Origin of the sequence: Pseudomonas sp. MF6755, from assembly GCF_016405635.1 — a bacterium.
GTDB lineage: Bacteria > Pseudomonadota > Gammaproteobacteria > Pseudomonadales > Pseudomonadaceae > Aquipseudomonas > Aquipseudomonas haemolytica.
In genome coordinates, this window is the sequence record NZ_JAEKDA010000008.1 from 42,198 (window position 1) to 67,032 (window position 24,835).

Genomic DNA, 24,835 nt, shown 5'->3' on the forward strand with positions numbered 1-24,835 from the left:
ATTCTTGTTGTTTTCAGCTCAGCGGCCAGTGGTGTTGACAGGCTTGGCGAACCGCCTTGGCGCTGCTCAGGTCGAGCAGTTCCAGGCTCAGTTGCCGGCATTGCGCCGCGTCCAGGTGGCGAACGCGGTCCTTGATTTCTCCGATCTGCGGCGGGCTCACCGACAGCTCGCTGACGCCCAGGCCGACCAGCACCGGCGTGGCCAGTGGGTCGGACGCCAGGGCGCCACAGACACCGACCCAACGGCCATGCTTGGCCGCTCCGATGCAGGTCTGGGCGATCAGCCGCAGCAGCGCCGGGTGCAGGGCGTCGACTCGGGCGGCCAGGCCGGCGTGGTCGCGGTCCATGGCCAGGGTGTACTGGGACAGGTCATTGGTGCCGATGGACAAAAAGTCCGCGTGCCTGGCCAACTGCTCAGCCATCAGCGCGGCGGCGGGCACTTCGATCATCACGCCCAGTTCGGGGCGCTGCGTTAGCTCAAGTTCCACGCACAGTTCATCCAGGCGCTGGCGAATCTGCAGCAGTTCATCCACTTCGCTGACCATCGGCAGCAGGATGCGGCACCGCGCCAGCGGCGAGACTTGCAGCAGGGCGCGCAGCTGCTGGTCGAGCAGTTCCGGGCGTACCTGGGCCATGCGAATACCGCGCAGGCCCAGCACCGGGTTGGCCTCGACGGGCAGCGGCAGGTAGTCGAGCTGCTTGTCGCCACCCACGTCGATGGTACGGATGATCACTGACTTGTCGCCCATGGCGTCCAGCACGGCTTGATAGGCCTGGCGTTGCTCTTGCTCATCCGGCGCGGTGCGGCGGTCGACGAAGAGGAATTCGGTGCGCAGCAGGCCGACGCCATCGGCGCCGTTGTCAAACGCCACCTGGGCTTCGGCGCTGGAGGCGACATTGGCGGCGACTTCGATACTCACGCCATCGGTGGTGTGCGCCGGCTGCTGGGCTTGGGCTTGTTGCTGCTGGCGCCGTAGTTTTTGCGTTTCGCGAATCTGGTGAACTTCGGCGTGGCGCGCATCACTGGGCGCCAGTTCAAGGCGACCATTGGCGGCGTCGAGCACCACCCGTTGGCCTTGGGGCACGTCGAGTACTTCACTGCCCAGTGCGACGAGACAAGGCAAGCCTTTGCCCCGGGCCAAAATAGCCACATGGGAGGTCGCGCCGCCTTCGGCCATGCAAATACCTGCCGCCCGTTGCGCACTCAGTTGCAGCAAGTCCGAGGGCGTTAGTTCGTGGGCACTGACAATCGCACCGGCCGGCAATTCGAAATGCCAGGCTTCACCCAGCAACGCACGCAGCACCCGTTGTTGCAGGTCACGCAGGTCATTGGCGCGCTCGGCAAACAGCGGTTTGCCCAACGCCAGCAGCACGGCACATTGGGCCTGGATCGCATCACGCCAGGCGTGGGTGGCGGCGCTGCCCTGTTCGATGGCCGCGGTGGCCGCGTCGAGTAATGCCGGGTCCTCCAGCAGGGCGAGGTGGGCGGCGAAGATCTCTTCTTCCTCGACGTTCTTGCGTTGGCGGGCGTGGTCCAGGGTGTTGCGGATTTCGCCGCGCACTTGCTCAAGGGCCGCATCCAGGCGTTGCAGTTGTTCGTCGACGTTATGGGTGCCGGTGTCTTCCGGCAGCTCGATACCCGCCAGGCGGAACAGCGGCCCGCACACCAGGCCCGGTGCCGCGCATACGCCTTGCAGCACATTGGCTTCGGTATTCGCCCGGCGAGGCGTGGTGGCAACGACCGGCGCGTGATGTTCCTCGTGGACTGCCACGGACAGCGCGGCGACCAGTGCCTGCAACGCGGCTTCGCAATCCTTGCCACGACAGCTCACCCGCACCTGGTCGCCCTCGCCAATCCCCAGCCCCATCAGGCCGATCAGGCTGTCGCAGGCCGCCGACTTATCACCGAAATGCAGCTGCGATTGGCTGCTGAAACCCTGTGCGGTCTTGCGAATCAGTGCAGCAGGGCGCGCATGCAGGCCGCCACGGTGGGTGATACGCACGCAGGCAGCTACTTCAGCGGCCGAGTTATCCACAGCGGTTTGAACCGGTGCGGATGTGCGCACGGCAATCCGCATCAGCGCTTCACCGACCTTTACCGTCTTGCTCGCAATCGGTTGCAGCTCGAAGCGTTCACTGTTGGTCAGGATGATCAGGCTGACCAGGCTTTTGCACTGGCGCGCAATGCGGTCCAGATCAAACTGCACCAACGGCTGACCTTCGCTCACCCGTGCGCCTTCCTTCACCAGCAAGGCAAAGCCTTCGCCATTGAGCTCCACGGTGTCGATGCCCACATGCATCAACACTTCGGCACCGTTGTCGGCGCGAATGGTCAACGCATGCCCGGTGCGGGCAACGTGGATGATCACGCCGTCACAGGGCGCCTGCAGGCAATCATTCAGCGGGTCGATGGCCAGGCCATCGCCCATGGCGCCGCTGGCGAACACTTCGTCGGGAACGTTGCCCAGGGCCAGCACCGGCCCACTGAGGGGAGCGCTTAGGGTCAGTACATTATTGTTGTTGGACATGGGCACGGTACTCATCAGGAAAACGCCACTCAGTGAGTGCGGGTAACTTTGCTCAGGTGACGCGGCTGGTCCGGGTCCATGCCCCGGGCAACGGCCAGGCCGGCGGCCATCACGTAGAAACTCTGGATGGCCAGGATCGGGTCCAGGCTCGGGTGCTCGGCGCGGCTCAGGGTCAGGTCGCGCTCGGCGATGTCGTCCGGCGCGGCCAGCAGCACGCGGGCGCCGCGTTGGCGCATATCGGCGGCCAGGCTCAACAGGCCGGCTTGCTCGGCGCCGCGTGGGGCGAACACCAGCAGCGGGTAGTTCTTGTCGATCAGTGCCATCGGCCCGTGGCGTACTTCGGCGCTGCTGAAGGCTTCAGCCTGGATCGCCGAGGTTTCCTTGAGCTTGAGCGCGGCTTCCTGGGCGATGGCGAAACCCGCACCACGGCCGATCACGATCAGGCGCTGGCTGTCGCGCAAGGCTTCTATGGCGCTGGTCCAATTCTGTTTGGCGGCTTCACGCAAACCTTCGGGCAGGGCCTGGCAGGCTTGCAGCAGCAACAGGTCCTGGTTCCAGTGGCCGATCAATTGCGCGCTGGCACTGAGGGTGGCGATAAAGCTTTTGGTCGCGGCCACGCTGAGTTCCGGCCCGGCACACAGCGGCACATGGAATTCACAGGCGGCTTCCAGCGGCGAGTCTTCGGCATTCACCAGCGAGATGCTCAGGGCACCACGCTTGCGCAACAGGCGCAGGCTGTTGACCAGGTCCGGGCTCTGCCCCGACTGGGAGAAACCAAACGCCACTTGGCCGCTGACTTTCATCGGCGCTTGCAACAGGGTCACCACCGACATCGGCAGCGACGCCACCGGGATGCCCACGTGTTGCATGGCCAGGTAGGCGAAGTAACTGGCGGCATGGTCGGAGCTGCCGCGGGCGATGGTCATCGCCACTTGCGGCGGCTGACGGCGCAGGCGACCGGCGATTTCTTCCAGCAGCGGGTCCAGGCGTTGCAGTTGCGCCGCGACGGCGTCGCAGGAGGCCAGGGCCTCTTCAAGCATTTTTGAAGTCAATGGTGTCTCCTTCGACCATTACGTCGGTGAGTGTCAGGGAGCGGTCCAGGCGCACGCAGTCGGCAAAGCTGCCGGGTTGCAGGCGGCCGCGTTCTTCCAGGCCCAGGTAGTCCGCAGGAAATTGCGACAGGCGTTGAGAGGCTTCACTGATGGGCAGGCCGATCTTCACCAGGTTGCGCAGCGCCTGATCCATGGTCAGGGTACTGCCGGCCAGGGTGCCGTCCGGCAGGCGCACGCCACCCAGGCATTTGGTCACGGTGTGGCTGCCCAGCTTGTATTCGCCGTCGGGCATGCCGGCGGCGGCGGTGGAGTCGGTGACGCAGTACAGGCACGGGATTGAACGCAAGGCCACGCGTATGGCGCCGGGGTGAACGTGGAGCAGGTCCGGAATCAGCTCGGCGTATTTGGCATGGGCCAGCGCAGCCCCGACGATGCCGGGCTCGCGGTGATGCAGCGGGCTCATGGCGTTGTACAAATGGGTGAAGCTGGTGGCGCCGGCGGCGAGGGCGGCGACGCCTTCTTCATAGCTGCCCAGGGTATGGCCGATCTGCATGCGCACGCCGCGTTGGCTGAGGGCGCGGATCAGGTCGTCATGGCCGGCGATTTCCGGGGCGATGGTGATCACGCGGATCGGCGCCAGGCGCAGGTAGGCTTCGACTTCCGCCATCAACGCGGTGTGGGCGAAGTTGGGCTGGGCGCCGAGTTTGCCTGGGTTGATGTAGGGGCCTTCCAGGTGCACGCCGAGTACACGGGCGCTGCCGGTAGGACGTTGTTCGCAGAAAGTACCCAGCTGGCCGAGCACGCTGGAGATCTCGTTCACCGGCGCTGTCATGGTGGTGGCCAGCAGCGAAGTGGTACCAAAACGCACGTGGGTGCGGGTGATGGTCTCGAAGGCTTCAACGCCTTCCATGATGTCTTTGCCGCCACCGCCGTGTACATGCAGGTCGATAAAGCCCGGCAGCAGGTAGGGCAGGTCGTTGTCAGCCGGGTCGCACGGCGTGCCTTCGATGGCGATTACTTTACCGTGCTCGTGCACCAGGCGGCCGCGAATCCAGCCGCTGGGCGTGAGGATGTTGTCTTCTGGCATGGGCACTTCTCTAGATTCGCAATTCAGCGGAATAGTCGTGGCGACGCAGCTCTGCGACGAAGTCGTAGTAGTCGTTGCGGCAGTAGGTGTCGGTGATTTCAATCGGCGTGTTGTCGGCGGTGTAGCCGACCCGGGTCATCAGCAGCATCGCGGTGCCGGGGGCGATGCCGACCAGCTTGGCGAACTCATCCGAGGCATTGATTGCCTGGATATGTTGCAGAGCGCGCACGATGGGCTTGCCGATGCCTTCCAGGTATTCGTACAGCGAATTGCCGATGGCTTGCGGGTGCGGCAGCACGGAGGCGGGCATGGCGGTCATTTCAATCGCCATCACCGTGTCATCGGCTTTACGCAGGCGTTTGAGGCGCGCCACTTTGTCGGTGGGTGACAGGCCCAGGCGGATCAGTTCTTCGTGGGTGGGCGGGGTGATGTCGCGTTCCAGCCACTGCGAGGTGGGAACAAAGCCTTTGAGCCGCAGCATTTCGCTGAACCCCGACAGGCGTGAAAGCGGTTGTTCCAGGCGCGGCGTGATAAACGTGCCGGAACCCTGGCTACGGCGGATCAGGCCTTGGGCAAACAGTACTTCCAAGGCTTTACGGGCGGTGACCCGCGAGATACTCAACTGCTCGCTGAGGACGCGCTCCGAGGGCAGGGCCTGTTCGGATTTCCACTGGCCGGCATGGATCGCCGCTTCAAGGTTACGGGCCAGTTGCAGGTAAAGCGGCGTGGATTGCTTGTCGTCGGGGCGCAGCGTCAGGATGGGGTTCATCTATCAGGTTTCCGATGCGGTTATTGGAGTGTTGTCGCCCGGTAATGGCCGGAAATTAATACCACTTAAATACCATGTCAATGCTGCCAAAACGGTGCGAACCCCGGTTTTAGGGCGCCTTAAAGGTGCTTGGTATCAAGTGGTATTAGAGAGGTCTTTATGGCGCGCAGAAGTGCACTGTCCTGCGCGGTGAACTGGTATTCACCGGCAGGCGCTGCCAGGGGGCAGGAATTATTTTCGAATTATTTTACGAACGGTGCGAAATTACGGCCGAATCTCGATCAGGGTGCCGTCCTTGACCAGGCTCCACACTTCGCGCATGTCTACGTTACGCATGCCGATGCAGCCGTCGGTCCAGTCCAGGGTGTGGAACCACTGCTCCGGGTATTCCTCGCTGTCGGGCGTGCCGTGGATCATGATCATACTGCCCGGTTTAACCCCTTCGCGGCGGGCGCGGGCGGCGTCGCTGATGTTCGGGTAGGAGATGTGCATGGCCAGGTTGAAGCGGTCGCTGGCCTTGCGCCAGTCGATCCAGTAGAGGCCTTCGGGCGTGCGGCGGTCGCCTTCGATCAGCTTGTGGCCTTTGGGGTTCTTGCCCAGGGAGATGCGATAGGTCTTGAGGGGCTTGCCGTCGTTGATCAATTGCAACTGGTGGGCGGACTTGAGCACCAGGACTTTCTCGACCGTTTTACCGCCGATGGTTTCCACCGTGGAAGCCCAAGACAGGGTAGCGAACGACAGGCAGATAAGAGCGAGCAACCAACGCATTAAAACGGTTCCTGATAAAGGTGCTGCCTGGAAGGTTATTTGGCTGGACGTGTCATCGGCGGCACTGACTCGCTGCGCACCGGAAATAGCTGCTGGCGGCGGTCAGCGAAGAAGCATTCTAAGGTACGCCCGACCGTGCGGAAAGCCAGCTCGGACCAAGGAATGTCGGCTTCATCGAACAGCTTCACTTCAAGGCTTTCGGGGCCGGCGGCAAAGTCCAGGTCGATCAGCTCGGCACGGTAGAAGATGTGCACCTGGCTGATGTGCGGCACATCGATGAGGGTGTAGATGCTCAGGTTACGCACCCGGGCGCAGGCTTCTTCCTGGGTTTCGCGCATGGCCGCCTGTTCTACTGTCTCGCCGTTCTCCATAAAGCCTGCGGGCAGGGTCCAGTAACCCAGGCGCGGCTCGATGGCGCGGCGGCACAGCAGCACTTGATCACCCCATACTGGCACGGTGCCGGCGACGATATTGGGGTTCTGATAGTGAATGGTCGAACAGTGGTCACACACATAGCGCAGGCGTGCGTCGCCTTCGGGAATGCGTTGGGTAACCGGTTTACCGCACTGGCTGCAAAAATTCATGCTGGGGTTCCTGGAGAATGGGCACATCTTGGCTCGGTGCCAGGCTTTCCTGCAAGTTGTCGTTTCGCGACATGCACGGGGTTTTGGGCTTGGGCGCCCGCACGCTTTGGTGCATGATGCTAGGTAGCCAACAGACCGAGATGACTCATGCTGGACGAGCTACTTCGCCGGGTAAGCAATCACACACCCCACACCCTGGAGACTGACGGGCGTTTCCCCGAGGCCGCGGTGCTGGTGCCGATTCCCCGCAGTGACGAACCTGAGCTGATCCTGACCCTGCGCGCCAGCGGCCTGTCGACCCACGGTGGCGAAGTGGCCTTTCCTGGCGGGCGCCGTGACCCCGAAGACCCGGACCTGATTTTCACCGCCTTGCGCGAAGCCGAAGAAGAAATCGGCCTGCCACCGGGGCTGGTCGAAGTGATCGGGCCGTTGAGCCCATTGATTTCCCTGCATGGCATTCGCGTGACCCCGTACGTGGGCGTCATCCCGGATTATGTCGAATACCTGGCCAACGATGCCGAGATTGCCGCGGTTTTCAGCGTGCCTTTGGACTTTTTCCGACAGGACCCGCGCGAACATACCCACCGGATCGATTACCAGGGCCGCAGTTGGTATGTGCCCAGCTATCGTTTTGGCGAATACAAGATCTGGGGCCTGACCGCGATCATGATCGTCGAGTTGATCAATCTGCTCTATGACGATGCCAACATCAGCCTGCATCAGCCGCCCAAGAGCTTCATCAATATCTAAGCCATCGTTTGAATGGCAAGCCGTGAGGAAAAACCATGAAATACCGCCTGGGCGACGCCCGCGTCGAGACGCATCCCGACAGTTGGGTAGCACCGAATGCCACGCTGGTGGGCAAGGTCAAGCTGGAGGAGGGCGCCAACGTCTGGTTCAACGCGGTGTTGCGCGGCGACAACGAACTGATCCTGATCGGCAAGAACAGCAACGTGCAGGACGGCAGCGTGATGCACACCGACATGGGCTACCCGCTGACCCTCGGCACCGGCGTGACCATCGGCCATAACGCCATGCTGCACGGCTGCACCGTCGATGACTACAGCCTGATCGGCATTAACGCGGTGATCCTCAACGGCGCCAAGATCGGCAAGCATTGCATCATCGGTGCCAATTCGCTGATCGGCGAGGGCAAGGAAATCCCCGATGGCTCACTGGTCATGGGCTCGCCGGGAAAAGTCGTACGTGAGCTGACCGAGGCGCAGAAACGCATGCTCGAAGCCAGCGCCGCGCACTATGTGCATAACTCGCAGCGCTATGCGCGTGATCTGGTTGAGCAGGAAGAATGAGTGCGGTTGAACGGCCTGTAGCCTCGCCCTGTGTGAATATTTGCGCGCTGGACGAGGACGATATCTGTACCGGCTGCCAGCGTACGGTGGACGAGATTACGCGTTGGAGCCGCATGGACAACGTCGAGCGGCGGGTGGTGCTGGGGTTGTGTCATGAGCGGGCGGTGGCGGGTGGGTTGGTGTTTATGGCTTCTGGTAAATCCGGCGCCTGATAGACCGCCATCGGGGGCAAGCGCCTCCCACATTTTGATTTGTTTACACATTCAAGTGTGGGAGGGGGCTTGCTCCCGATGAGGCCCTCCCAGACGACATAGTTCCAAATGTGAAGTACCCTGTGCCCCTTGTTCACAGGTCCATCCCCATGCTTTTCCTGATCGCCTACATCAGCAGCGTCGTGCTGATCAACTTCGCTTTCTCCACCGCCCCGCACCTGGATGTGATCTGGTCCGCCTGGGGTGGCCTGGTCTTTATCCTGCGCGACATGGTGCAAACCCGCTTCGGCCACGGCGCAATCATTGCCATGCTGGCGGCGCTGGTGCTGTCCTATATCACCTCCGATCCGTCCATCGCCCTGGCCAGCGCCACGGCATTCGCGGTGTCCGAGTGCATCGACTGGCTGGTGTTCAGTATCACCAAGCGCCCGCTCCATGACCGCCTGTGGATAAGTTCGGCGCTGAGCATTCCCCTCGATACCTTTATCTTTTTCGGCCTGATTGGCGCACTGACACCTGCGGTGGCGGGCACGGCGCTGGTATCGAAGTTCGCCGGGGTTACGGTGGTGTGGCTGATCATGGCCTGGCGCCTGCGTAAGCGAGCGGTCGCCAACTGAGGCCAATTTTTACAGTTCATGTAAAATGCCGGCCTTTCTCCCCATGATCCGCTCCCCTGAGGACCTGAGATGACCCGAATCGGAACTCCATTGTCGCCAACCGCGACCCGCGTTTTGCTGTGTGGCTGCGGTGAGCTGGGCAAGGAAGTGGTAATCGAGCTGCAGCGCCTGGGCGTTGAAGTGATTGCCGTGGATCGCTACGCCAATGCGCCGGCCATGCAGGTTGCGCACCGTAGCCACGTCATCAATATGCTCGACGGTGCCGCCCTGCGTGCGGTGATCGAGGCCGAGAAGCCGCACTTCATCGTGCCGGAAATCGAAGCCATCGCCACTGCGACCCTGGTGGAACTGGAGGCCGAAGGTTTTACCGTCATCCCGACCGCCCGCGCAACGTCGCTGACCATGAACCGTGAAGGCATCCGCCGCCTGGCCGCCGAAGAACTGGACCTGCCGACCTCGCCGTATCACTTCGCCGATACCTTTGAAGACTACAGCAAGGCCGTCCAGGACCTGGGCTTCCCGTGTGTGGTCAAACCGGTGATGAGTTCGTCGGGCAAGGGCCAGAGCCTGCTGCGCAGCGCTGATGATGTGCGCAAAGCCTGGGATTACGCCCAGGAAGGCGGGCGTGCCGGTAAAGGTCGGGTGATCATCGAAGGCTTTATCGATTTTGACTACGAAATCACCTTGCTGACCGTGCGTCATGCCGGCGGCACCACTTTCTGTGCCCCGGTTGGTCATCGCCAGGAGAAAGGCGACTATCAAGAATCCTGGCAGCCACAGGCCATGAGCCCGATTGCCCTGGCCGAATCCGAGCGTGTTGCCAAGGCGGTGACCGAAGCCTTGGGTGGTCGTGGTTTGTTTGGCGTGGAGTTGTTCATCAAGGGTGATCAGGTGTGGTTCAGCGAAGTGTCGCCGCGCCCGCATGACACCGGTTTGGTCACACTGATTTCCCAGGACCTGTCGCAGTTCGCGCTGCACGCACGCGCCATCCTGGGTTTGCCGATCCCATTGATCCGTCAGTTCGGGCCTTCGGCTTCGGCGGTGATCCTGGTGGAAGGGCAGTCGACCCAGACAGCATTCGCTAACCTGGGCGCTGCGTTGAGCGAGCCGGACACGGCGTTGCGTCTGTTTGGCAAGCCAGAAGTGAATGGCCAGCGCCGCATGGGTGTGGCGTTGGCGCGGGATGAGTCGATTGAAGCGGCTCGGGCTAAAGCGACCCGCGCTTCGAAGGCTGTTGTTGTAGAGCTTTAAAAGCATCGGGGGCAAGCCACCTCCCACATTTGAATGTATTCACAAATCCAACGATGTGAACCCGATCAAGTGTAGGAGGGGGCTTGCCCCCGATAGCGGTCTGTCAGGAGACCTTGTTCAAATCATTATCCCGCGTCTCTTTCAGACACAGCACCGCAATCAAACTCAACAACGCTGCCGCCGACACATACCCACCGACATAACTCAGGCCACCCATCGCCACCAGCTTGGTCGCGAAGAACGGTGCTGCCGACGCCCCGACGATCCCACCCAGGTTATACGCCGCCGAAGCGCCGGTATAACGTACACGGGTCGGGAACAATTCCGGCAGCATGGCGCCCATCGGCGCGAAGGTCACGCCCATCAAAAACAGCTCCAGGGCCAGGAACAGCGCCACGGCCCAGGTCGAGCCATGGTTCAGCAGTGGTTCCATGGTAAAGCCCGACAGAATCGCCAGGATCGCCCCAACGATCAGCACCGGCTTACGTCCATAACGATCACTGGCCAGCGCTGCCAGCGGCGTCGCCAAGCCCATGAACAGCACGGCAAAGCACAGCAAACCGAGGAATGTCTCGCGGCTGTAGCCCAGTGTGGAAACCCCGTAGCTCAGGGAAAATGCCGTGGTGATGTAGAACAGCGCGTAGCACACCACCATCGACGCAGCGCCCAGCAGCACCGGCAGCCAATGCTCGCTGAAAAGCTCCACCAGTGGCACCTTCACCGGTGCTTCTTTGGCTACGGAGTTGGCGAACACTGGGGTTTCATGCAGCTTCAGGCGTGCATACAGGCCCACCATTACCAGTGCGGCGCTGAGAATGAACGGAATGCGCCAGCCCCAACTGCGGAACTGCTCGTCATCCAGGCTCATGGCCAAAATCAGGAACAGCCCGTTGGCCGCCAGAAAGCCAATCGACGGGCCCAATTGCGGGAACATGCCGAACCAGGCGCGTTTGCCTTTGGGCGCGTTCTCGGTCGCCAGCAATGCCGCGCCGCCCCATTCCCCGCCTAGGCCCAGCCCCTGGCCGAAGCGCAGTACGCACAAGAGGATCGGCGCCCAGGCGCCGATGCTGTCATAGCCGGGCAGCAAGCCGATCAAGGTGGTGCACACACCCATCAACAGCAGCGAAGCCACCAGGGTTGATTTGCGCCCGATACGGTCGCCGAAGTGGCCGAACAGCGCCGAGCCCAGCGGGCGGGCGATAAAGGCGATGCCGAAGGTCAGGAACGACGCCAGCATCTGCGCCGTGCCGGAGCTCTGGGGAAAGAACACCGGGCCGATCACCAGCGCAGCAGCCGTGGCGTAGATATAGAAGTCGTAGAACTCGATGGCGGTGCCGACGATGCTCGCCGTGGCGACGCGGGCGGTCGAGTTGGTTGGGGCGGCGGTCGCAGCCTCTTGGTAGGTGGTGCTCATGGAGGTATCCCTGACGGTCATTGCGCGTTTGGACGCGGATTATTATTGGTCGAACACCCATGGATCAGGGTTGTGCGCGGGGCGGCTCGGGATGGGAGCCAACACCGGTCGGACATGAAGCAGTGCCTGGACGCGCTGAGTGCGGGTAGCACGCGGTCGGGCGCAGGCTTGGGTAAGCCGCAGGGATTATAGGAAGGGGTTTGGAAATACAACAAGTGGCTGGAGTGCCGCAAACCAAATGTGGGCTGTCAGAGGTTAGGCGGCGACGGGCACATGGCTGGTATGCCAGATCAACACCTTGCTCACCCGGTTGTCCTCGGTCTCGAGGATTTCCAGGCGGTAGCGGCCGATCTTCAGGCACACCGCGCAATCCGGAATGGTCTCCAGCGCCTCTGTCACCAAGCCGTTGAGGGTCTTGGGGCCATCGCTGGGCAGGTGCCAGCCCAGGCTTTTATTCAGTTCGCGGATCGAGGCAGCACCGTCGATGATGTAGCGGCCATCGGGCTGGGCTTCGATATGTGGGTTATCCACAGCCGGGTCGTTTTCGAATTCGCCGACGATCTCTTCAAGAATATCTTCCAGGGTGACGATGCCCTGCACTTCGCCGTACTCATCCACCACCATGCCCAGACGCCGCTGCTGCTTGTGGAAATTCAGCAGTTGCAGCTGTAGGGGCGTGCTTTCCGGGACGAAGTAGGGTTCGTGGCAGGCCGCGAGCAGCGCCTCTTTGGTCAGGCTGGCGTCGGGTAGCAGATGCTGGACCTGCCGGGTGTTGAGCACCGCTTCGACCTGGTTGATATCGCTGTGGAACACCGGCAGACGGGTGCGCTGGGAGCTGCGCAGTTGTTCGATGATCTCGTCGATCGAGTCATCCAGGTTGATACCGTCCACTTCGCTGCGCGGCACCAGGATGTCATTGACGGTGATGTTGTCCAGGGCATGAATGCCAGGCATACCGGGCGTACGGTCGTCGTCGGCTTCGGGCTGCGGTTCGTCGTCGTGGTGGGGCAGCGGCTCGTCGCTGTTTTTTACCACGCCGGCCTTGCGGGCAAACGGGCGCAGCAGCAACAGGCTGATGCCATTGAGCAGCCAGGCTGCGGGATAGAGGATTTTCAGCGGCACGCCCAGCAGAGTGTTACCGAAACCCAGCACCGCTTGCGGATGGCGGGTGGCGAGGGCGCGGGGCAGGTAGTCGGCCAGTATCAGCAGCAGTGCGCAGGAGATCAGCCAGCCGAGCCATGGGCCGTTCTGCGCCCAGGCATAGATTGCCAGCAGCGTGCAGAGGATCACCACCGCGGCGCGGCACAAGCTGTTGCACAGGATCAGGCTATGGCGCGGGAAGCTCAGGCGCGCGGCAGCCTTGTCGCCCTGGCGTGTACCGGGGCGCAGGGCCAGCAGGTGTTGTTGCGCGGCTTCAATGGCGGTAAACAGCGCCGCCCATAAAATCAGCAGGGCAATTACGGCGAGCATCGGCCCTAAGGGCAAGTTGTCCATGATCGCTGCCCGTCAGATATGCAGGATGTATTCGCGAACCAGCTTGCTGCCGAAATAGGCCAGCATCAGCAGGCAGAAACCGGCCAGGGTCCAGCGGATCGCCTTGTGCCCACGCCAGCCGAGGCGGTTGCGGCCCCACAGCAACACGCTGAACACCACCCAGGCCAGGCACGCCAGCAAGGTTTTGTGCACCAGGTGCTGGGCGAACAGGTTCTCGACGAACAGCCAGCCGGAGATCAGCGATAGCGACAGCAGGGTCCAACCGGCCCACAGGAAGCCGAACAGCAGGCTTTCCATGGTTTGCAGCGGCGGGAAGTTCTTGATCAGCCCGGACGGGTGCTTGTGTTTGAGCTGGTGATCCTGCAGCAGCAGGAGCAGGGCCTGGAACACCGCAATGGTGAACATGCCGTAGGCAAGGATCGACAACAGGATGTGGGCAAGGATACCCGGCTCCTCATCGATCACCTGCACGGTGCCGGTGGGCGTAAATTGCGCCAGCAGGACCGTCAGCATTCCCAGTGGGAATAGCAGCACCAGCAGGTTCTCGACGGGAATGCGGTAGCAGGCCAGCAGCGTCAGCGCGATGACGGCCGCGGCGATCAGGCTGGCGGCGCTGAAAAAATCCAGGCCCAGGCCCACGGGGGTCATCAGGTGGGTAAACAGGCTGGCGGCATGGGCCAGCAGGGCCAGCACGCCAAGGCCGACGAGCAGACGTTTGTCCGCTTTAGTGCCTTGGGCCAGACGAGTGCCCTGATAGAGGGTCGCAGCGGCATACAAGATGGCGGCGGCGAGGCTGGGTAGCAAACTGGGTGACAAGGGGAGCATAAATCCTGATAGACAAGCCCGAAAGGCGCTGAGTTTGGCACACACCTGCGCTCCACGAAAGACTCATGGGCCAGACAGCGGGTGTGCATGGGCGCAGTCTTCGCTATAATCCGCGACCTGCCCACGCCGCAGGCTCGCCGAGCGCTGTTTTTAATAGCGATTTACCACAGCCTGGGCCGCCACTACCTCGGTCTACCAATGCATTTTGTTGAATAGGGCCTGAAAGGATCGCGCATGTTTGAAAACCTGACTGACCGTCTCTCGCAGACGCTGCGCCACGTTACCGGCAAGGCCAAGCTGACCGAGGACAATATTAAAGACACCCTGCGTGAAGTGCGCATGGCGTTGCTGGAAGCCGACGTGGCTTTGCCGGTGGTGAAGGACTTCGTCAACTCGGTCAAGGAGCGCGCGGTCGGCACCGAAGTGTCTCGCAGCCTGACCCCGGGCCAGGCCTTTGTGAAGATCGTCCAGGCCGAACTCGAAAGCCTGATGGGCGCGGCCAACGAAGATTTGAACCTCAGCGCCGTGCCACCGGCCGTCGTGCTGATGGCGGGTTTGCAGGGCGCGGGTAAAACCACCACCGCCGGCAAGCTGGCGCGCTTCCTTAAAGAGCGCAAGAAGAAATCCGTGATGGTGGTATCGGCCGACGTGTACCGTCCGGCGGCCATCAAGCAGTTGGAAATGCTCGCAGGCGAAGTAGGCGTGACCTTCTTCCCGTCCGACCTGAGCCAGAAGCCGGTCGACATCGCCAACGCAGCTATTAAAGAAGCCAAGCTCAAGTTCATCGACGTGGTCATCGTCGATACCGCCGGTCGCCTGCACATCGACGAAGAGATGATGGGCGAGATCAAGGCGCTGCATGCCGCGATCAGCCCGGTCGAGACGCTGTTCGTGGTCGACGCCATGACCGGCCAGGATGCGGCCAACACCGCCAAGGCCTTTGGTGACGCACTGCCGCTGACTGGCGTGATCCTCACCAAGGTCGACGGCGACGCCCGTGGCGGTGCTGCGCTGTCGGTACGTGCCATCACCGGCAAGCCGATCAAGTTCATCGGTATGGGCGAGAAGAGCGACGCACTCGAGCCGTTCCACCCCGAGCGTATTGCCTCGCGTATCCTCGGCATGGGTGACGTGCTCAGCCTGATCGAACAGGCTGAAGCCACGCTCGACAAGGACAAGGCCGACAAACTCGCCAAAAAGCTGAAGAAGGGCAAGGGCTTCGACCTCGAAGACTTCCGCGACCAGTTGCAACAGATGAAGAACATGGGCGGCCTCGGCGGCCTGATGGACAAGCTGCCGAACATTGGCGGTGTGAACCTGGCGCAAATGGGCAACGCCCAGGGCGCGGCAGAGAAGCAGTTCAAGCAGATGGAAGCCATCATCAACTCCATGACCCCGGCCGAGCGCCGCGACCCTGAGCTGATCAGCGGTTCGCGCAAACGTCGGATCGCCATGGGTTCCGGCACTCAGGTGCAGGACATCGGTCGCTTGATCAAGCAGCACAAGCAGATGCAGAAGATGATGAAGAAATTCTCCGCCAAAGGCGGTATGGCCAAGATGATGCGCGGCATGGGCGGTATGTTGCCCGGCGGCGGCATGCCGAAAATGTAAAGTATTCGAGCGGGAGCCCAGCTCCTGCTCCGACCCACAGGGATGTGGGATCTCCAGCAAACCCGCCGTTGGCGGGCGCTGACTCGCCGTTTTAACCGACGGCTCTATAGCAGATCTGAGTGGCACGCTGATAGGCGCCAGAAAAAGACATTTGCAAAAGTCGGGATATTCCTTAGAATATGCGGCCTTTCGGGCACCTATGCCCGCTGTGCATTTAGATTTGCAGCACCGACTACAGGAACGATGTTCACATGCTAACAATCCGTCTTGCCCTTGGCGGCTCCAAAAAGCGCCCGTTTTACCACTTGACCGTAACCGACAGCCGCAACCCGCGTGACGGTTCGCACAAGGAACAGGTTGGTTTCTTCAACCCTGTTGCTCGTGGTCAAGAAGTTCGTCTGTCCGTGAACCAAGAGCGCGTAGCCTACTGGCTGAGCGTTGGTGCACAGCCATCCGAGCGCGTTGCAAAACTGTTGAAGGACTCGGCTAAGGCCGCAGCCTGAGCAATATGAACGCGACGCCAGCTGTTGCTGATGATTTGATCGTTATCGGCAAGATTTACTCTGTTCATGGCGTTCGCGGCGAAGTGAAGGTGTATTCCTTTACTGATCCGACTGAAAACCTGTTGCAGTACAAGACCTGGACGCTCAAGCGCGAAGGTAGTGTGAAACAGGTCGAGCTGGTCAGTGGACGCGGGAGCGATAAGTTCCTGGTCGCAAAGCTCAAGGGTCTTGATGATCGTGAGGAAGCTCGTCTTCTGGCCGGTTATGAGATCTGTGTGCCGCGCAACCTGTTCCCTGAATTGACCGACGGCGAGTACTACTGGTACCAGCTGGAAGGTCTGAAGGTTATTGATCAACTCGGGCAATTGCTGGGGAAAATCGATCATCTTCTGGAAACCGGCGCCAATGATGTAATGGTGGTCAAGCCTTGCGCTGGCAGCCTGGATGATCGCGAACGCCTGTTGCCCTATACCGAGCAATGCGTGTTGGCCGTCGACCTGGCAGCGGGCGAGATGAAGGTGGAATGGGACGCGGACTTCTAAGCGTGGCTAATTTGCGCATTGAAGTGATCAGTTTGTTTCCCGAGATGTTTTCCGCCATCAGCGAGTACGGCATCACCAGTCGGGCGGTGAAACAGGGGCTGTTGCAGCTTACCTGTTGGAACCCGCGAGACTACACGACGGATCGACATCACACTGTGGACGATCGCCCATTTGGCGGTGGCCCGGGCATGGTGATGAAGATCAAGCCCCTGGAAGATGCATTGGTTCAGGCCAAGGCAGTCGCCGGGGAGAAGGCGAAGGTGATTTACCTGTCCCCTCAAGGCCGTCAGCTGAAACAGGCGGCGGTACGCGAACTGGCAAATGAGGAAGCACTGATCCTGATTGCCGGTCGCTATGAAGGCATTGACGAGCGTTTTATTGAAGCTCATGTCGATGAAGAGTGGTCGATTGGGGACTATGTCCTGTCTGGCGGCGAGCTGCCGGCGATGGTCCTGATAGATGCGGTTACACGACTGCTGCCCGGAGCTTTAGGGCATGCGGACTCCGCGGAGGAAGATTCCTTCACGGATGGTTTGCTGGATTGCCCGCACTACACCCGTCCGGAGGTGTATGTGGATCAGCGTGTTCCCGACGTATTGCTAAGTGGCAATCACGCACACATCCGGCGTTGGCGTTTACAGCAGTCCCTTGGTCGGACCTATGAACGACGCGCCGATCTTCTGGAAAGCCGCTCGCTTTCTGGAGAAGAGAAGAAGCTGCTCGAGGAATACATCCTCGCGCGGGACGATAGTTAACAACGTATCGATGGTAGGTCCATTGACTTACCTTAGGAGCACAGCATGACTAACAAAATCATCCTTGCACTCGAAGCAGAGCAGATGACCAAAGAGATCCCTACCTTTGCCCCGGGCGACACCATTGTCGTTCAGGTGAAAGTGAAGGAAGGCGACCGTTCGCGTCTGCAAGCGTTCGAAGGCGTGGTAATCGCCAAGCGTAACCGTGGTGTGAACAGTGCTTTCACTGTTCGTAAAATCTCCAACGGTGTTGGCGTAGAGCGTACTTTCCAGACCTACAGCCCGCAAATCGACAGCATGGCCGTCAAGCGTCGCGGTGACGTACGTAAAGCCAAGCTGTACTACCTGCGTGACCTGTCCGGTAAAGCAGCTCGCATCAAGGAAAAACTGGCTTAAGTCCAGCTTCCCGATGCAGAAAAAAGCAGCCTACGGGCTGCTTTTTTGTGCCTGAAATTTGTCTATTTACCGGTATCCCGACATGACCACCCGCCTCGAAGAAATCCAACGCCGCACCGACCTGTCCGTCACCCACGTGACCAAGGCCGTGTTCCCGCCGACCACCAACCACCACAACACCCTGTTCGGCGGCACCGCATTGGCGTGGATGGACGAAGTGTCGTTCATCACCGCCACGCGTTTCTGTCGCTTGCCCCTGGTGACGGTGTCTACCGACCGTATCGACTTCAATCACGCGATCCCGGCGGGCTCCATCGTTGAGCTGATCGGCCGGGTGATCAAGGTCGGCAATACCAGCCTCAAGGTAGAAGTGGAAGTGTTTGTCGAGAGCATGAGCGTCGATGGCCGTGAAAAGGCGATCCAGGGCGTGTTCAGCTTTGTCGCGATTGATGCAGACAAACGCCCTGTACCGGTACTGCCTGGGTTTGCCGACTGATTACCCGACAGTACTGTTCTCTGGCTGGATCACCGCCAGCAAGGTCCAGCCGGCGCCAGGTTTCACGCTGCTCTCGGGTGTCACCACGTGCACCCAGCCGCTGGTGTCCCGGGCGAACAGCAAGGTGGCCCGCTCCCCATGCAGCGCCTGGTATTGCTCCCACCCAAAGCCCTCGGTGAGGTGGGTGCTGTACAACTCCGCGCCCTGGCCCAGCAGGCTGGCCAATTTGGCGTAGCTCAAGGGTTGGCTGCCCAGCAGGTGGCCACGGTGTTCGTGGCTGGCCTTGTGTTTGTCGGTGCGACGGCTTTCCTGGCTGCTGGCCAGGGCGAACAAGCGATGGCCAAAGTCATGGCGAAAACGCATGGTGGCCAAGGCGTTCAGTTCCCCGGAAGGCGAGAGCGCGAGCAAATGCCCGAGGCCAACCAGATCCAGATGGGATTCGGCATGCTGTGAGGCCGGGTTACCGAAGTAGGTGGGCAGCCCCTCCATGCGGCTGGCGCGGATGTTTTCCCAGCTGGAATCCGTCAGCAGCACTCTGCTACCCAATTGCTGCAACGCCTTGCCGAGTGCACGTGCCGGGCCGTTGGCACCGACAATCAGGAAACCACTGGGCGCAGGTTCGGCAACTTTCAATAGACGGGCCAAAGGGCGAGCCGTGGCGCTTTGCAGCACTACGGTGCCGATGATCACCGCGAAGGTCAGCGGTACGAGCAGCAACGCGCCTTCGTGACCCGCCTCGTCCAGGCGGATCGCAAAGATCGCCGACACCGCCGCTGCCACAATGCCCCGTGGAGCGATCCATGCCAGCAGTGCGCGCTCACGCCAGTTCAGCCCGGAGCGGAAGGTTGAAAGCGCGACGTTCAGTGGGCGCGCAATAAATTGGATGATCAACAGCAGGATCAATACGAACGGTCCCAGAGCGATCAAGGCATTCAAGTCCAGGCGCGCCGCCAGCAGGATGAACAGCCCGGAAATCAGCAACACACTGAGGTTTTCCTTGAAGTGCAGGATGTGCCTTACATCCACGCCCTTCATATTCGCCATCCACATGCCCATCAGCGTGACCGCCAGCAGGCCGGACTCATGCATCACCTGGTTGGCGGCGATAAAGATGCCCAGCACGCCGGCCAGCGTCGCCAGGTTATGCAGGTATTCCGGCAACCACTGCCGGCGCATGATCTGCCCCAGCACCCAGCCTCCGGCAATACCGAACAGGCTGCCGCACAGGATCACGCCGCCGAAAGTCAGCAGGCTATGGCTCAAACCGTCGCCCGAGGCCCGGGCAATGATGAAGCTATAGACCACCACCGCCAGCAGCGCGCCAATCGGGTCGATGACGATGCCTTCCCAGCGCAGGATGTTGGCAATCGAGGCTTTGGGGCGTACCACGCGCAGCATCGGCACGATCACGGTCGGGCCCGTTACCAGGGTCAGGGTGCCGAACAGCAGGGCGAGCATCCAGTCAAACCCCAGCAGCCAGTGGGTGGCCAGGGTGATCACCGCCCATGTCGACAGGGCGCCGACCGTGACCAGGCGATGCACCACGCTGCCGATGTCCTTCCATTCCGAAAGGTGCAGGGTGAGGCTACCTTCGAACAGAATCAGCGCCACGGCCAGGGATACCAGTGGCATCAGCAACGGGCCGAACATCTCCTGAGGGTCGAGCCAGCCGAGCACCGGCCCGACCAGGATGCCAGTTAATAACAGGAAGAGAATCGCCGGCAGCTTCAGGCGCCAGGCCAGCCATTGGCAGCCCAGTGCCGCCACGCCAATGCCACCGAAGGCCAGCAGAATCTGTTGTTCGTTCATTGAAGCTTCCTGTTCCTTGAAGTAGCGGGCTATGAAAGACTAGCGACCCTTGCCACAGTTCACTAAATAATTTGCGCCAAGCCCCGTGCCGCGTAGCTTGAGTACCCATGCCTGCCATCGACCACCCTTTGATCGACCGCTTCCTCGACGCCCTCTGGCTGGAAAAAGGCCTGTCGGACAACACGCGCCAGGCGTATCGCAGCGACCTGGCCCTGTTCAACGGTTGGCTACAGGAGAAAAATCTCGAACTGATCAATGCCGGGCGCGAGCTGATTCTCGATCACTTGGCCTGGCGCCTGGAGCAGAACTACAAGCCGCGCTCCACTGCACGATTTCTCTCTGGCGTACGTGGTTTTTATCGCTACCTGCTGCGGGAAAAGCTTATTGCCCTCGACCCGACCCTACAAATCGACATGCCGCAACTCGGTAGGCCGCTGCCCAAATCTCTGTCGGAAGCCGACGTCGACGCCTTGCTCGCCGCTCCGGACCTGAGCGAAGCCATCGGCCAGCGCGACCGCGCCATGCTAGAGGTGTTGTATGCCTGCGGCTTGCGGGTGACCGAACTGATCAGCCTGACTCTTGAGCAAGTCAACCTGCGCCAGGGCGTGTTGCGGGTAATGGGCAAAGGCAGCAAGGAGCGGCTGGTGCCGATGGGCGAGGAGGCGATTGTGTGGGTGGAGCGCTATATGCGCGATGCGCGCCACGAGTTGCTCGGTGGCCGCCCCAGTGATGTGCTGTTCCCCAGCCTGCGCGGCGAGCAAATGACCCGCCAGACCTTCTGGCACCGCATCAAGCACCAGGCCAAAGTAGCCGGAATCGGCAAGGCCCTGTCACCGCATACCTTGCGCCATGCATTCGCCACCCATTTGCTCAACCATGGCGCGGATTTGCGTGTGGTGCAAATGCTGCTCGGCCACAGTGACTTATCCACAACCCAGATCTACACCCATGTGGCACGGGCACGTTTGCAGGACATGCACGCCAAGCACCATCCTCGCGGATAAAAACTGTCAGAAACGGCCCAATTTGCCTGCCACAGTCTGCCCCCCGGCCCAACTGTGGTAGGCTTTGCCGGTTCGCAAAGGGGACGGCCCGAGTTGTGTTCCAGGTCGATATTCTGCCCCCGTCCCTGCCTCTGCCTTCAGGAGTTCCCATGCGCTTGACCCAGATTATCGCCGCCGCAGCCATTGCGTTGGTTTCCACCTTTGCTGTCGCCGATGATGCGGCCGAGCAAACCATTCGCAAGAGCTTGGCCAACTTGCAGCTCGACACGCCTATCGAAAGCATCAGCGCCAGCCCCATGGCCGGCCTGTATGAAGTCAAGCTCAAGGGCAGCCGTGTGCTGTACGCCAGTGCCGATGGCCAGTACATCGTCCAGGGCTACCTGTTCCAGCTCAAGGACGGCAAGCCGGTCAACCTGACCGAGAAAGCCGAGCGCCTGGGCGTGTCCAAGTTGATCAACGGCATCCCGGTGGCTGAAACCGTGGTTTACCCCGCCATCGGTGAAACCAAGACCCACATCACCGTGTTTACCGACACCACCTGCCCGTACTGCCACAAGCTGCACGCCGAAGTCCCTGCGCTGAACAAGCTGGGCGTGGAAGTTCGCTATGTGGCGTTCCCGCGCCAGGGCCTGGGTTCGCCGGGTGACGAGCAGTTGCAAGCCGTGTGGTGCTCGGCCGACAAGAAGGCCGCCATGGACAAGATGGTCGACGGCAAGGAAATCAAGGCGGCCAAATGCGCCAACCCGGTTTCCAAGCAGTTCGCGCTCGGCCAGTCCATTGGTGTGAGCGGTACACCGGCCATCGTTTTGGCCGACGGCCAGGTGATTCCGGGCTACCAGCCGGCGCCGCAAGTTGCCAAACTGGCACTGGGTGCCAAGTAAGCATTAATCGTCGAGCCTTTGACGATCATGACCCGCCGAACCGTCGACGGGTCATTAATTGAGAGCCGCAGTTGCGCGGCTGTTTTCCACGGCCGACCTTGAGTCGGCCGTTTCATGGGGAGTTCTTCAGTGAAACCGGTCAAAGTAGGCATCTGTGGGTTAGGGACCGTCGGTGGCGGTACCTTCAACGTACTTCAGCGTAACGCTGAAGAAATTTCCCGCCGTGCAGGTCGCGGGATTGAAGTGGCGCAAATTGCCACGCGTTCGCCAAAGCCTCAGTTCGAAACGACCGGTATTACGATTACCAACGATGTCTTCGCCGTGGCCACCAACCCTGAAATCGATATCGTCATCGAACTGGTGGGTGGCTACACCGTGGCCCGCGAGCTGGTGCTCAAGGCCATCGAGAACGGCAAGCACGTGGTCACCGCCAACAAGGCGCTGATCGCCGTGCACGGCAACGAGATCTTCGCCAAGGCCCGCGAGAAGGGCGTGATCGTCGCGTTCGAAGCTGCGGTGGCCGGTGGTATCCCGGTGATCAAGGCGATCCGTGAAGGCCTGTCCGCCAACCGTATCAACTGGGTGGCCGGCATCATCAACGGCACCGGTAACTTCATCCTCACCGAAATGCGCGAGAAGGGCCGTACCTTCGAAGACGTACTGGCCGAAGCCCAGGCCCTGGGTTATGCCGAAGCCGACCCGACCTTTGACGTGGAAGGTATCGACGCAGCCCACAAGCTGACCATCCTGGCCTCCATCGCCTTTGGTATCCCGCTGCAGTTCGACAAGGCCTATACCGAAGGCATCACCAAGCTGACCACCGCCGACGTGAACTACGCCGAAGCCCTGGGCTACCGCATCAAGCACCTGGGCGTGGCGCGCAGCACCGCGGCGGGTATCGAGTTGCGTGTGCACCCGACACTGATCCCGGCCGACCGCCTGATTGCCAACGTCAATGGCGTGATGAACGCGGTGATGGTCAACGGTGACGCCGCCGGTTCTACCCTGTTCTACGGCGCCGGCGCCGGCATGGAGCCGACCGCGTCGTCGGTGATCGCCGACCTGGTGGACGTGGTTCGCGCCATGACCAGCGACCCGGAAAACCGCGTACCGCACCTGGCCTTCCAGCCGGACTCGCTGTCGGCCCACCCGATCCTGCCGATCGAAGCCTGCGAAAGCGCCTACTACCTGCGCATACAAGCCCAGGATCATCCGGGCGTGTTGGCCCAGGTGGCGAGCATCCTGTCGGAGCGTGGCATCAACATAGAGTCGATCATGCAGAAGGAAGTCGAGGAGCAAAACGGCCAGGTGCCGATGATCCTGCTGACCCACCGCGTGCTCGAACAGCATATCAACGATGCCATCCACGCCCTGGAAGCTCTGCAAGGCGTGGTCGGCCCGGTGGTGCGGATTCGCGTCGAACACTTGAACTAACCGATTTGTTCCAGGGGCCCCGTCTGTTCGGCGGCCTCTGTTCGAGAATGTTTTAGAGGAGCCAGTCATGCGTTACATCAGCACCCGCGGCCAGGCACCGGCCCTGAATTTCGAAGACGTTTTGCTGGCAGGCCTTGCCACCGACGGCGGCCTGTACGTGCCGGAAAACCTGCCACGCTTCACCCAGGAAGAAATCGCCTCCTGGGCCGGCCTGCCGTACCACGAGCTGGCATTCCGAGTGATGCGCCCGTTCGTTACCGGCAGCATCCCGGATGCGGATTTCAAGAAAATCCTGGAAGAAACGTATGGCGTGTTTTCCCACAACGCCATCGCGCCCCTGCGCCAGTTGAACGGCAACGAGTGGGTCCTGGAACTGTTCCACGGCCCGACCCTGGCGTTCAAGGACTTCGCCCTGCAACTGCTGGGTCGTTTGCTCGACTACGTGCTGGAGAAGCGCGGCGAGCGCGTGGTCATCATCGGCGCTACCTCTGGTGATACCGGCTCGGCGGCCATCGAAGGTTGCAAGCACTGCGAAAACGTCGACATCTTCATCCTGCACCCGCACAAGCGCGTGTCGGAAGTGCAGCGTCGGCAGATGACCACCATCTTCGGTGAGAACATCCACAACATCGCCATCGAAGGCAACTTCGATGACTGCCAGGAAATGGTCAAGAACAGCTTCGCTGACCAGAGCTTCCTCAAAGGCACGCGCCTGGTAGCTGTGAACTCGATCAACTGGGCGCGGATCATGGCCCAGATCGTCTACTACTTCCATGCATCGCTGCAGTTGGGCGGCCCGGCGCGTTCGGTGTCGTTCTCGGTGCCCACCGGCAACTTCGGCGACATCTTCGCCGGTTACCTGGCGCGTAACATGGGCCTGCCGATCAACCAGTTGATCGTCGCCACCAACCGCAACGACATCCTGCACCGCTTCATGAGCGGCAACCAGTACGTCAAGGAAACCCTGCACGCCACGCTGTCGCCATCCATGGACATCATGGTGTCGTCGAACTTCGAACGCCTGCTGTTCGACATGCACGGTCGCAACGGTGCGGCCCTGGCCGAGCTGATGAACAGCTTCAAGCAGGGTGGCGGCTTCAGCGTCGAGCAAGAGCGCTGGACCGAAACCCGCAAGCTGTTCGATTCCCTGGCCGTGGACGATGCACAGACCTGCGAAACCATCGCTGAGGTCTATGCCCAGACCGGCGAAGTGCTTGACCCGCATACCGCCATCGGTGTGAAGGCCGCCCGCGAATGCCGTCGCAGCCTGGATATCCCGATGGTGATCCTCGGTACCGCCCACCCGGTCAAGTTCCCGGAAGCAGTCGAGAAGGCAGGTGTTGGCAAGGCACTGGAGCTGCCAGAGCACCTGACCGACCTGTTTGCGCGTGAAGAGCGTTGCACGGTGCTGGCGAATGACCTGAAGGCGGTGCAGGCGTTTGTCAGCCAGCATGGTAATCGCGGTAAGCCGCTCTGATTGAATCGTGGTCATCA

At 61.2% G+C, this 24,835-nt stretch carries 25 protein-coding genes; 15 read left to right on the forward strand and 10 right to left on the reverse strand.

Annotated features, from left to right (window positions below):
• Positions 1-13: 13 nt before the first annotated feature.
• The 6 genes from ptsP to JFT66_RS12015 all read right to left on the reverse strand — a co-directional run bounded on the left by ptsP (position 14) and on the right by JFT66_RS12015 (position 6,787).
• The gene (gene ptsP / locus JFT66_RS11990; RefSeq protein WP_198859389.1) at positions 14-2,527 is read right to left on the reverse strand and encodes a phosphoenolpyruvate--protein phosphotransferase; all 2,514 of its coding nucleotides are present in this window, start codon (positions 2,525-2,527) and stop codon (positions 14-16) included.
• 29 nt (positions 2,528-2,556) lie between these two features.
• Positions 2,557-3,579 carry an SIS domain-containing protein gene (locus JFT66_RS11995; RefSeq protein ID WP_153872438.1) on the reverse strand — a complete coding sequence of 341 codons (1,023 nt, stop codon included), beginning with the start codon at positions 3,577-3,579 and terminating at the stop codon, positions 2,557-2,559.
• A complete protein-coding gene (gene nagA / locus JFT66_RS12000) occupies positions 3,560-4,666 on the reverse strand; it encodes an N-acetylglucosamine-6-phosphate deacetylase (protein ID WP_198859320.1) in 1,107 nt (368 codons plus the stop codon). Before nagA ends, JFT66_RS11995 begins: the two co-directional genes overlap by 20 nt.
• A 10-nt stretch (positions 4,667-4,676) precedes the next feature.
• A complete protein-coding gene (locus tag JFT66_RS12005) occupies positions 4,677-5,435 on the reverse strand; it encodes a GntR family transcriptional regulator (protein WP_034115863.1) in 759 nt (252 codons plus the stop codon).
• 264 nt (positions 5,436-5,699) lie between these two features.
• Complete coding sequence (locus tag JFT66_RS12010; protein WP_198859321.1) at positions 5,700-6,203, reverse strand: L,D-transpeptidase family protein; 504 nt, start codon at positions 6,201-6,203, stop codon at positions 5,700-5,702.
• Between the two features lie 35 nt (positions 6,204-6,238).
• A complete protein-coding gene (locus JFT66_RS12015) occupies positions 6,239-6,787 on the reverse strand; it encodes an NUDIX hydrolase (protein WP_034115861.1) in 549 nt (182 codons plus the stop codon).
• Between the two features lie 147 nt (positions 6,788-6,934).
• On the opposite strand from JFT66_RS12015, the gene JFT66_RS12020 reads away from it, so the two are divergent.
• The 5 genes from JFT66_RS12020 to purT all read left to right on the forward strand — a co-directional run bounded on the left by JFT66_RS12020 (position 6,935) and on the right by purT (position 10,177).
• Positions 6,935-7,537, forward strand: coding sequence for a CoA pyrophosphatase (locus JFT66_RS12020; RefSeq protein WP_198859322.1), 603 nt, complete (start codon positions 6,935-6,937; stop codon positions 7,535-7,537).
• A 35-nt stretch (positions 7,538-7,572) separates the two neighbouring features.
• Positions 7,573-8,097 carry a gamma carbonic anhydrase family protein gene (locus JFT66_RS12025; RefSeq protein WP_034115859.1) on the forward strand — a complete coding sequence of 175 codons (525 nt, stop codon included), beginning with the start codon at positions 7,573-7,575 and terminating at the stop codon, positions 8,095-8,097.
• Positions 8,094-8,309, forward strand: coding sequence for a DUF1289 domain-containing protein (locus tag JFT66_RS12030; protein ID WP_198859323.1), 216 nt, complete (start codon positions 8,094-8,096; stop codon positions 8,307-8,309). The genes JFT66_RS12025 and JFT66_RS12030 overlap by 4 nt, the downstream gene beginning before the upstream one ends.
• Positions 8,310-8,458: 149 nt before the next feature.
• The gene (locus tag JFT66_RS12035; RefSeq protein ID WP_034115857.1) at positions 8,459-8,926 is read left to right on the forward strand and encodes a VUT family protein; all 468 of its coding nucleotides are present in this window, start codon (positions 8,459-8,461) and stop codon (positions 8,924-8,926) included.
• 69 nt (positions 8,927-8,995) lie between these two features.
• Positions 8,996-10,177: a formate-dependent phosphoribosylglycinamide formyltransferase gene (gene purT, locus JFT66_RS12040; RefSeq protein WP_034115856.1), complete on the forward strand. Its 1,182-nt coding sequence runs from the start codon at positions 8,996-8,998 to the stop codon at positions 10,175-10,177.
• A gap of 103 nt (positions 10,178-10,280) precedes the next feature.
• Here the strand turns inward: purT and JFT66_RS12045 are convergent, their stop codons facing one another.
• The 3 genes from JFT66_RS12045 to JFT66_RS12055 form a co-directional block, all read right to left on the reverse strand.
• Entirely contained in the window at positions 10,281-11,591 is a 1,311-nt protein-coding gene (locus JFT66_RS12045) for an MFS transporter (RefSeq protein ID WP_198859324.1), read from the reverse strand.
• 255 nt (positions 11,592-11,846) lie between these two features.
• Entirely contained in the window at positions 11,847-13,085 is a 1,239-nt protein-coding gene (locus JFT66_RS12050) for a transporter associated domain-containing protein (protein ID WP_153839120.1), read from the reverse strand.
• A gap of 12 nt (positions 13,086-13,097) precedes the next feature.
• Positions 13,098-13,910, reverse strand: coding sequence for a cytochrome C assembly family protein (locus JFT66_RS12055; RefSeq protein WP_034115853.1), 813 nt, complete (start codon positions 13,908-13,910; stop codon positions 13,098-13,100).
• Positions 13,911-14,144: 234 nt separating this feature from the next.
• Between JFT66_RS12055 and ffh the strand changes: the two genes are divergently transcribed.
• The 6 genes from ffh (at position 14,145) to JFT66_RS12085 (ending at position 18,213) form a co-directional block, all read left to right on the forward strand.
• Entirely contained in the window at positions 14,145-15,521 is a 1,377-nt protein-coding gene (gene ffh, locus JFT66_RS12060; RefSeq protein WP_034115852.1) for a signal recognition particle protein, read from the forward strand.
• A gap of 251 nt (positions 15,522-15,772) precedes the next feature.
• On the forward strand, positions 15,773-16,024 hold the full coding sequence (gene rpsP / locus JFT66_RS12065; RefSeq protein ID WP_003175899.1) for a 30S ribosomal protein S16: 252 nt from the start codon (positions 15,773-15,775) through the stop codon (positions 16,022-16,024).
• Positions 16,025-16,029: 5 nt separating this feature from the next.
• Positions 16,030-16,566, forward strand: a complete 537-nt coding sequence (gene rimM / locus JFT66_RS12070; RefSeq protein WP_003175898.1) for a ribosome maturation factor RimM — start codon at positions 16,030-16,032, stop codon at positions 16,564-16,566.
• Complete coding sequence (gene trmD / locus JFT66_RS12075) at positions 16,548-17,321, forward strand: tRNA (guanosine(37)-N1)-methyltransferase TrmD (protein WP_198859325.1); 774 nt, start codon at positions 16,548-16,550, stop codon at positions 17,319-17,321. Before rimM ends, trmD begins: the two co-directional genes overlap by 19 nt.
• A gap of 45 nt (positions 17,322-17,366) precedes the next feature.
• On the forward strand, positions 17,367-17,717 hold the full coding sequence (rplS, locus tag JFT66_RS12080) for a 50S ribosomal protein L19 (RefSeq protein WP_003175895.1): 351 nt from the start codon (positions 17,367-17,369) through the stop codon (positions 17,715-17,717).
• Positions 17,718-17,799: 82 nt separating this feature from the next.
• Positions 17,800-18,213, forward strand: coding sequence for an acyl-CoA thioesterase (locus tag JFT66_RS12085; RefSeq protein WP_034115851.1), 414 nt, complete (start codon positions 17,800-17,802; stop codon positions 18,211-18,213).
• On the opposite strand, the gene JFT66_RS12090 is transcribed toward JFT66_RS12085, so the two are convergent.
• Positions 18,214-20,022 carry a cation:proton antiporter gene (locus JFT66_RS12090; RefSeq protein WP_198859326.1) on the reverse strand — a complete coding sequence of 603 codons (1,809 nt, stop codon included), beginning with the start codon at positions 20,020-20,022 and terminating at the stop codon, positions 18,214-18,216.
• Between the two features lie 107 nt (positions 20,023-20,129).
• On the opposite strand from JFT66_RS12090, the gene xerD reads away from it, so the two are divergent.
• The 4 genes from xerD to thrC all read left to right on the forward strand — a co-directional run bounded on the left by xerD (position 20,130) and on the right by thrC (position 24,818).
• A complete protein-coding gene (gene xerD, locus JFT66_RS12095) occupies positions 20,130-21,026 on the forward strand; it encodes a site-specific tyrosine recombinase XerD (protein WP_153839117.1) in 897 nt (298 codons plus the stop codon).
• A gap of 149 nt (positions 21,027-21,175) precedes the next feature.
• Positions 21,176-21,907 carry a disulfide isomerase DsbC N-terminal domain-containing protein gene (locus JFT66_RS12100; RefSeq protein WP_034115848.1) on the forward strand — a complete coding sequence of 244 codons (732 nt, stop codon included), beginning with the start codon at positions 21,176-21,178 and terminating at the stop codon, positions 21,905-21,907.
• Positions 21,908-22,036: 129 nt separating this feature from the next.
• Positions 22,037-23,341, forward strand: coding sequence for a homoserine dehydrogenase (locus JFT66_RS12105; protein ID WP_034115847.1), 1,305 nt, complete (start codon positions 22,037-22,039; stop codon positions 23,339-23,341).
• Between the two features lie 67 nt (positions 23,342-23,408).
• A complete protein-coding gene (thrC, locus tag JFT66_RS12110; RefSeq protein WP_034115846.1) occupies positions 23,409-24,818 on the forward strand; it encodes a threonine synthase in 1,410 nt (469 codons plus the stop codon).
• Positions 24,819-24,835: the final 17 nt, after the last annotated feature.

Excerpts from the sequence above, each read along its gene's own strand:
- purT (WP_034115856.1), top strand. The coding sequence starts at position 8,996 with ATGACCCGAATCGGAACTCCATTGTCGCCAACCGCGACCCGCGTTTTG.
- JFT66_RS12100 (WP_034115848.1), top strand. The coding sequence starts at position 21,176 with ATGCGCTTGACCCAGATTATCGCCGCCGCAGCCATTGCGTTGGTTTCC.
- JFT66_RS12020 (WP_198859322.1), top strand. The coding sequence starts at position 6,935 with ATGCTGGACGAGCTACTTCGCCGGGTAAGCAATCACACACCCCACACC.
- ffh (WP_034115852.1), top strand. The coding sequence starts at position 14,145 with ATGTTTGAAAACCTGACTGACCGTCTCTCGCAGACGCTGCGCCACGTT.
- JFT66_RS12085 (WP_034115851.1), top strand. The coding sequence starts at position 17,800 with ATGACCACCCGCCTCGAAGAAATCCAACGCCGCACCGACCTGTCCGTC.
- thrC (WP_034115846.1), top strand. The coding sequence starts at position 23,409 with ATGCGTTACATCAGCACCCGCGGCCAGGCACCGGCCCTGAATTTCGAA.
- JFT66_RS12015 (WP_034115861.1), bottom strand. The coding sequence starts at position 6,787 with ATGAATTTTTGCAGCCAGTGCGGTAAACCGGTTACCCAACGCATTCCC.
- trmD (WP_198859325.1), top strand. The coding sequence starts at position 16,548 with ATGGGACGCGGACTTCTAAGCGTGGCTAATTTGCGCATTGAAGTGATC.
- rpsP (WP_003175899.1), top strand. The coding sequence starts at position 15,773 with ATGCTAACAATCCGTCTTGCCCTTGGCGGCTCCAAAAAGCGCCCGTTT.
- JFT66_RS12035 (WP_034115857.1), top strand. The coding sequence starts at position 8,459 with ATGCTTTTCCTGATCGCCTACATCAGCAGCGTCGTGCTGATCAACTTC.
- JFT66_RS12045 (WP_198859324.1), bottom strand. The coding sequence starts at position 11,591 with ATGAGCACCACCTACCAAGAGGCTGCGACCGCCGCCCCAACCAACTCG.
- rplS (WP_003175895.1), top strand. The coding sequence starts at position 17,367 with ATGACTAACAAAATCATCCTTGCACTCGAAGCAGAGCAGATGACCAAA.
- JFT66_RS12055 (WP_034115853.1), bottom strand. The coding sequence starts at position 13,910 with ATGCTCCCCTTGTCACCCAGTTTGCTACCCAGCCTCGCCGCCGCCATC.
- ptsP (WP_198859389.1), bottom strand. The coding sequence starts at position 2,527 with ATGTCCAACAACAATAATGTACTGACCCTAAGCGCTCCCCTCAGTGGG.
- JFT66_RS12030 (WP_198859323.1), top strand. The coding sequence starts at position 8,094 with ATGAGTGCGGTTGAACGGCCTGTAGCCTCGCCCTGTGTGAATATTTGC.
- JFT66_RS12090 (WP_198859326.1), bottom strand. The coding sequence starts at position 20,022 with ATGAACGAACAACAGATTCTGCTGGCCTTCGGTGGCATTGGCGTGGCG.
- JFT66_RS12025 (WP_034115859.1), top strand. The coding sequence starts at position 7,573 with ATGAAATACCGCCTGGGCGACGCCCGCGTCGAGACGCATCCCGACAGT.
- nagA (WP_198859320.1), bottom strand. The coding sequence starts at position 4,666 with ATGCCAGAAGACAACATCCTCACGCCCAGCGGCTGGATTCGCGGCCGC.
- JFT66_RS12010 (WP_198859321.1), bottom strand. The coding sequence starts at position 6,203 with ATGCGTTGGTTGCTCGCTCTTATCTGCCTGTCGTTCGCTACCCTGTCT.
- JFT66_RS12050 (WP_153839120.1), bottom strand. The coding sequence starts at position 13,085 with ATGGACAACTTGCCCTTAGGGCCGATGCTCGCCGTAATTGCCCTGCTG.
- JFT66_RS12005 (WP_034115863.1), bottom strand. The coding sequence starts at position 5,435 with ATGAACCCCATCCTGACGCTGCGCCCCGACGACAAGCAATCCACGCCG.
- rimM (WP_003175898.1), top strand. The coding sequence starts at position 16,030 with ATGAACGCGACGCCAGCTGTTGCTGATGATTTGATCGTTATCGGCAAG.
- xerD (WP_153839117.1), top strand. The coding sequence starts at position 20,130 with ATGCCTGCCATCGACCACCCTTTGATCGACCGCTTCCTCGACGCCCTC.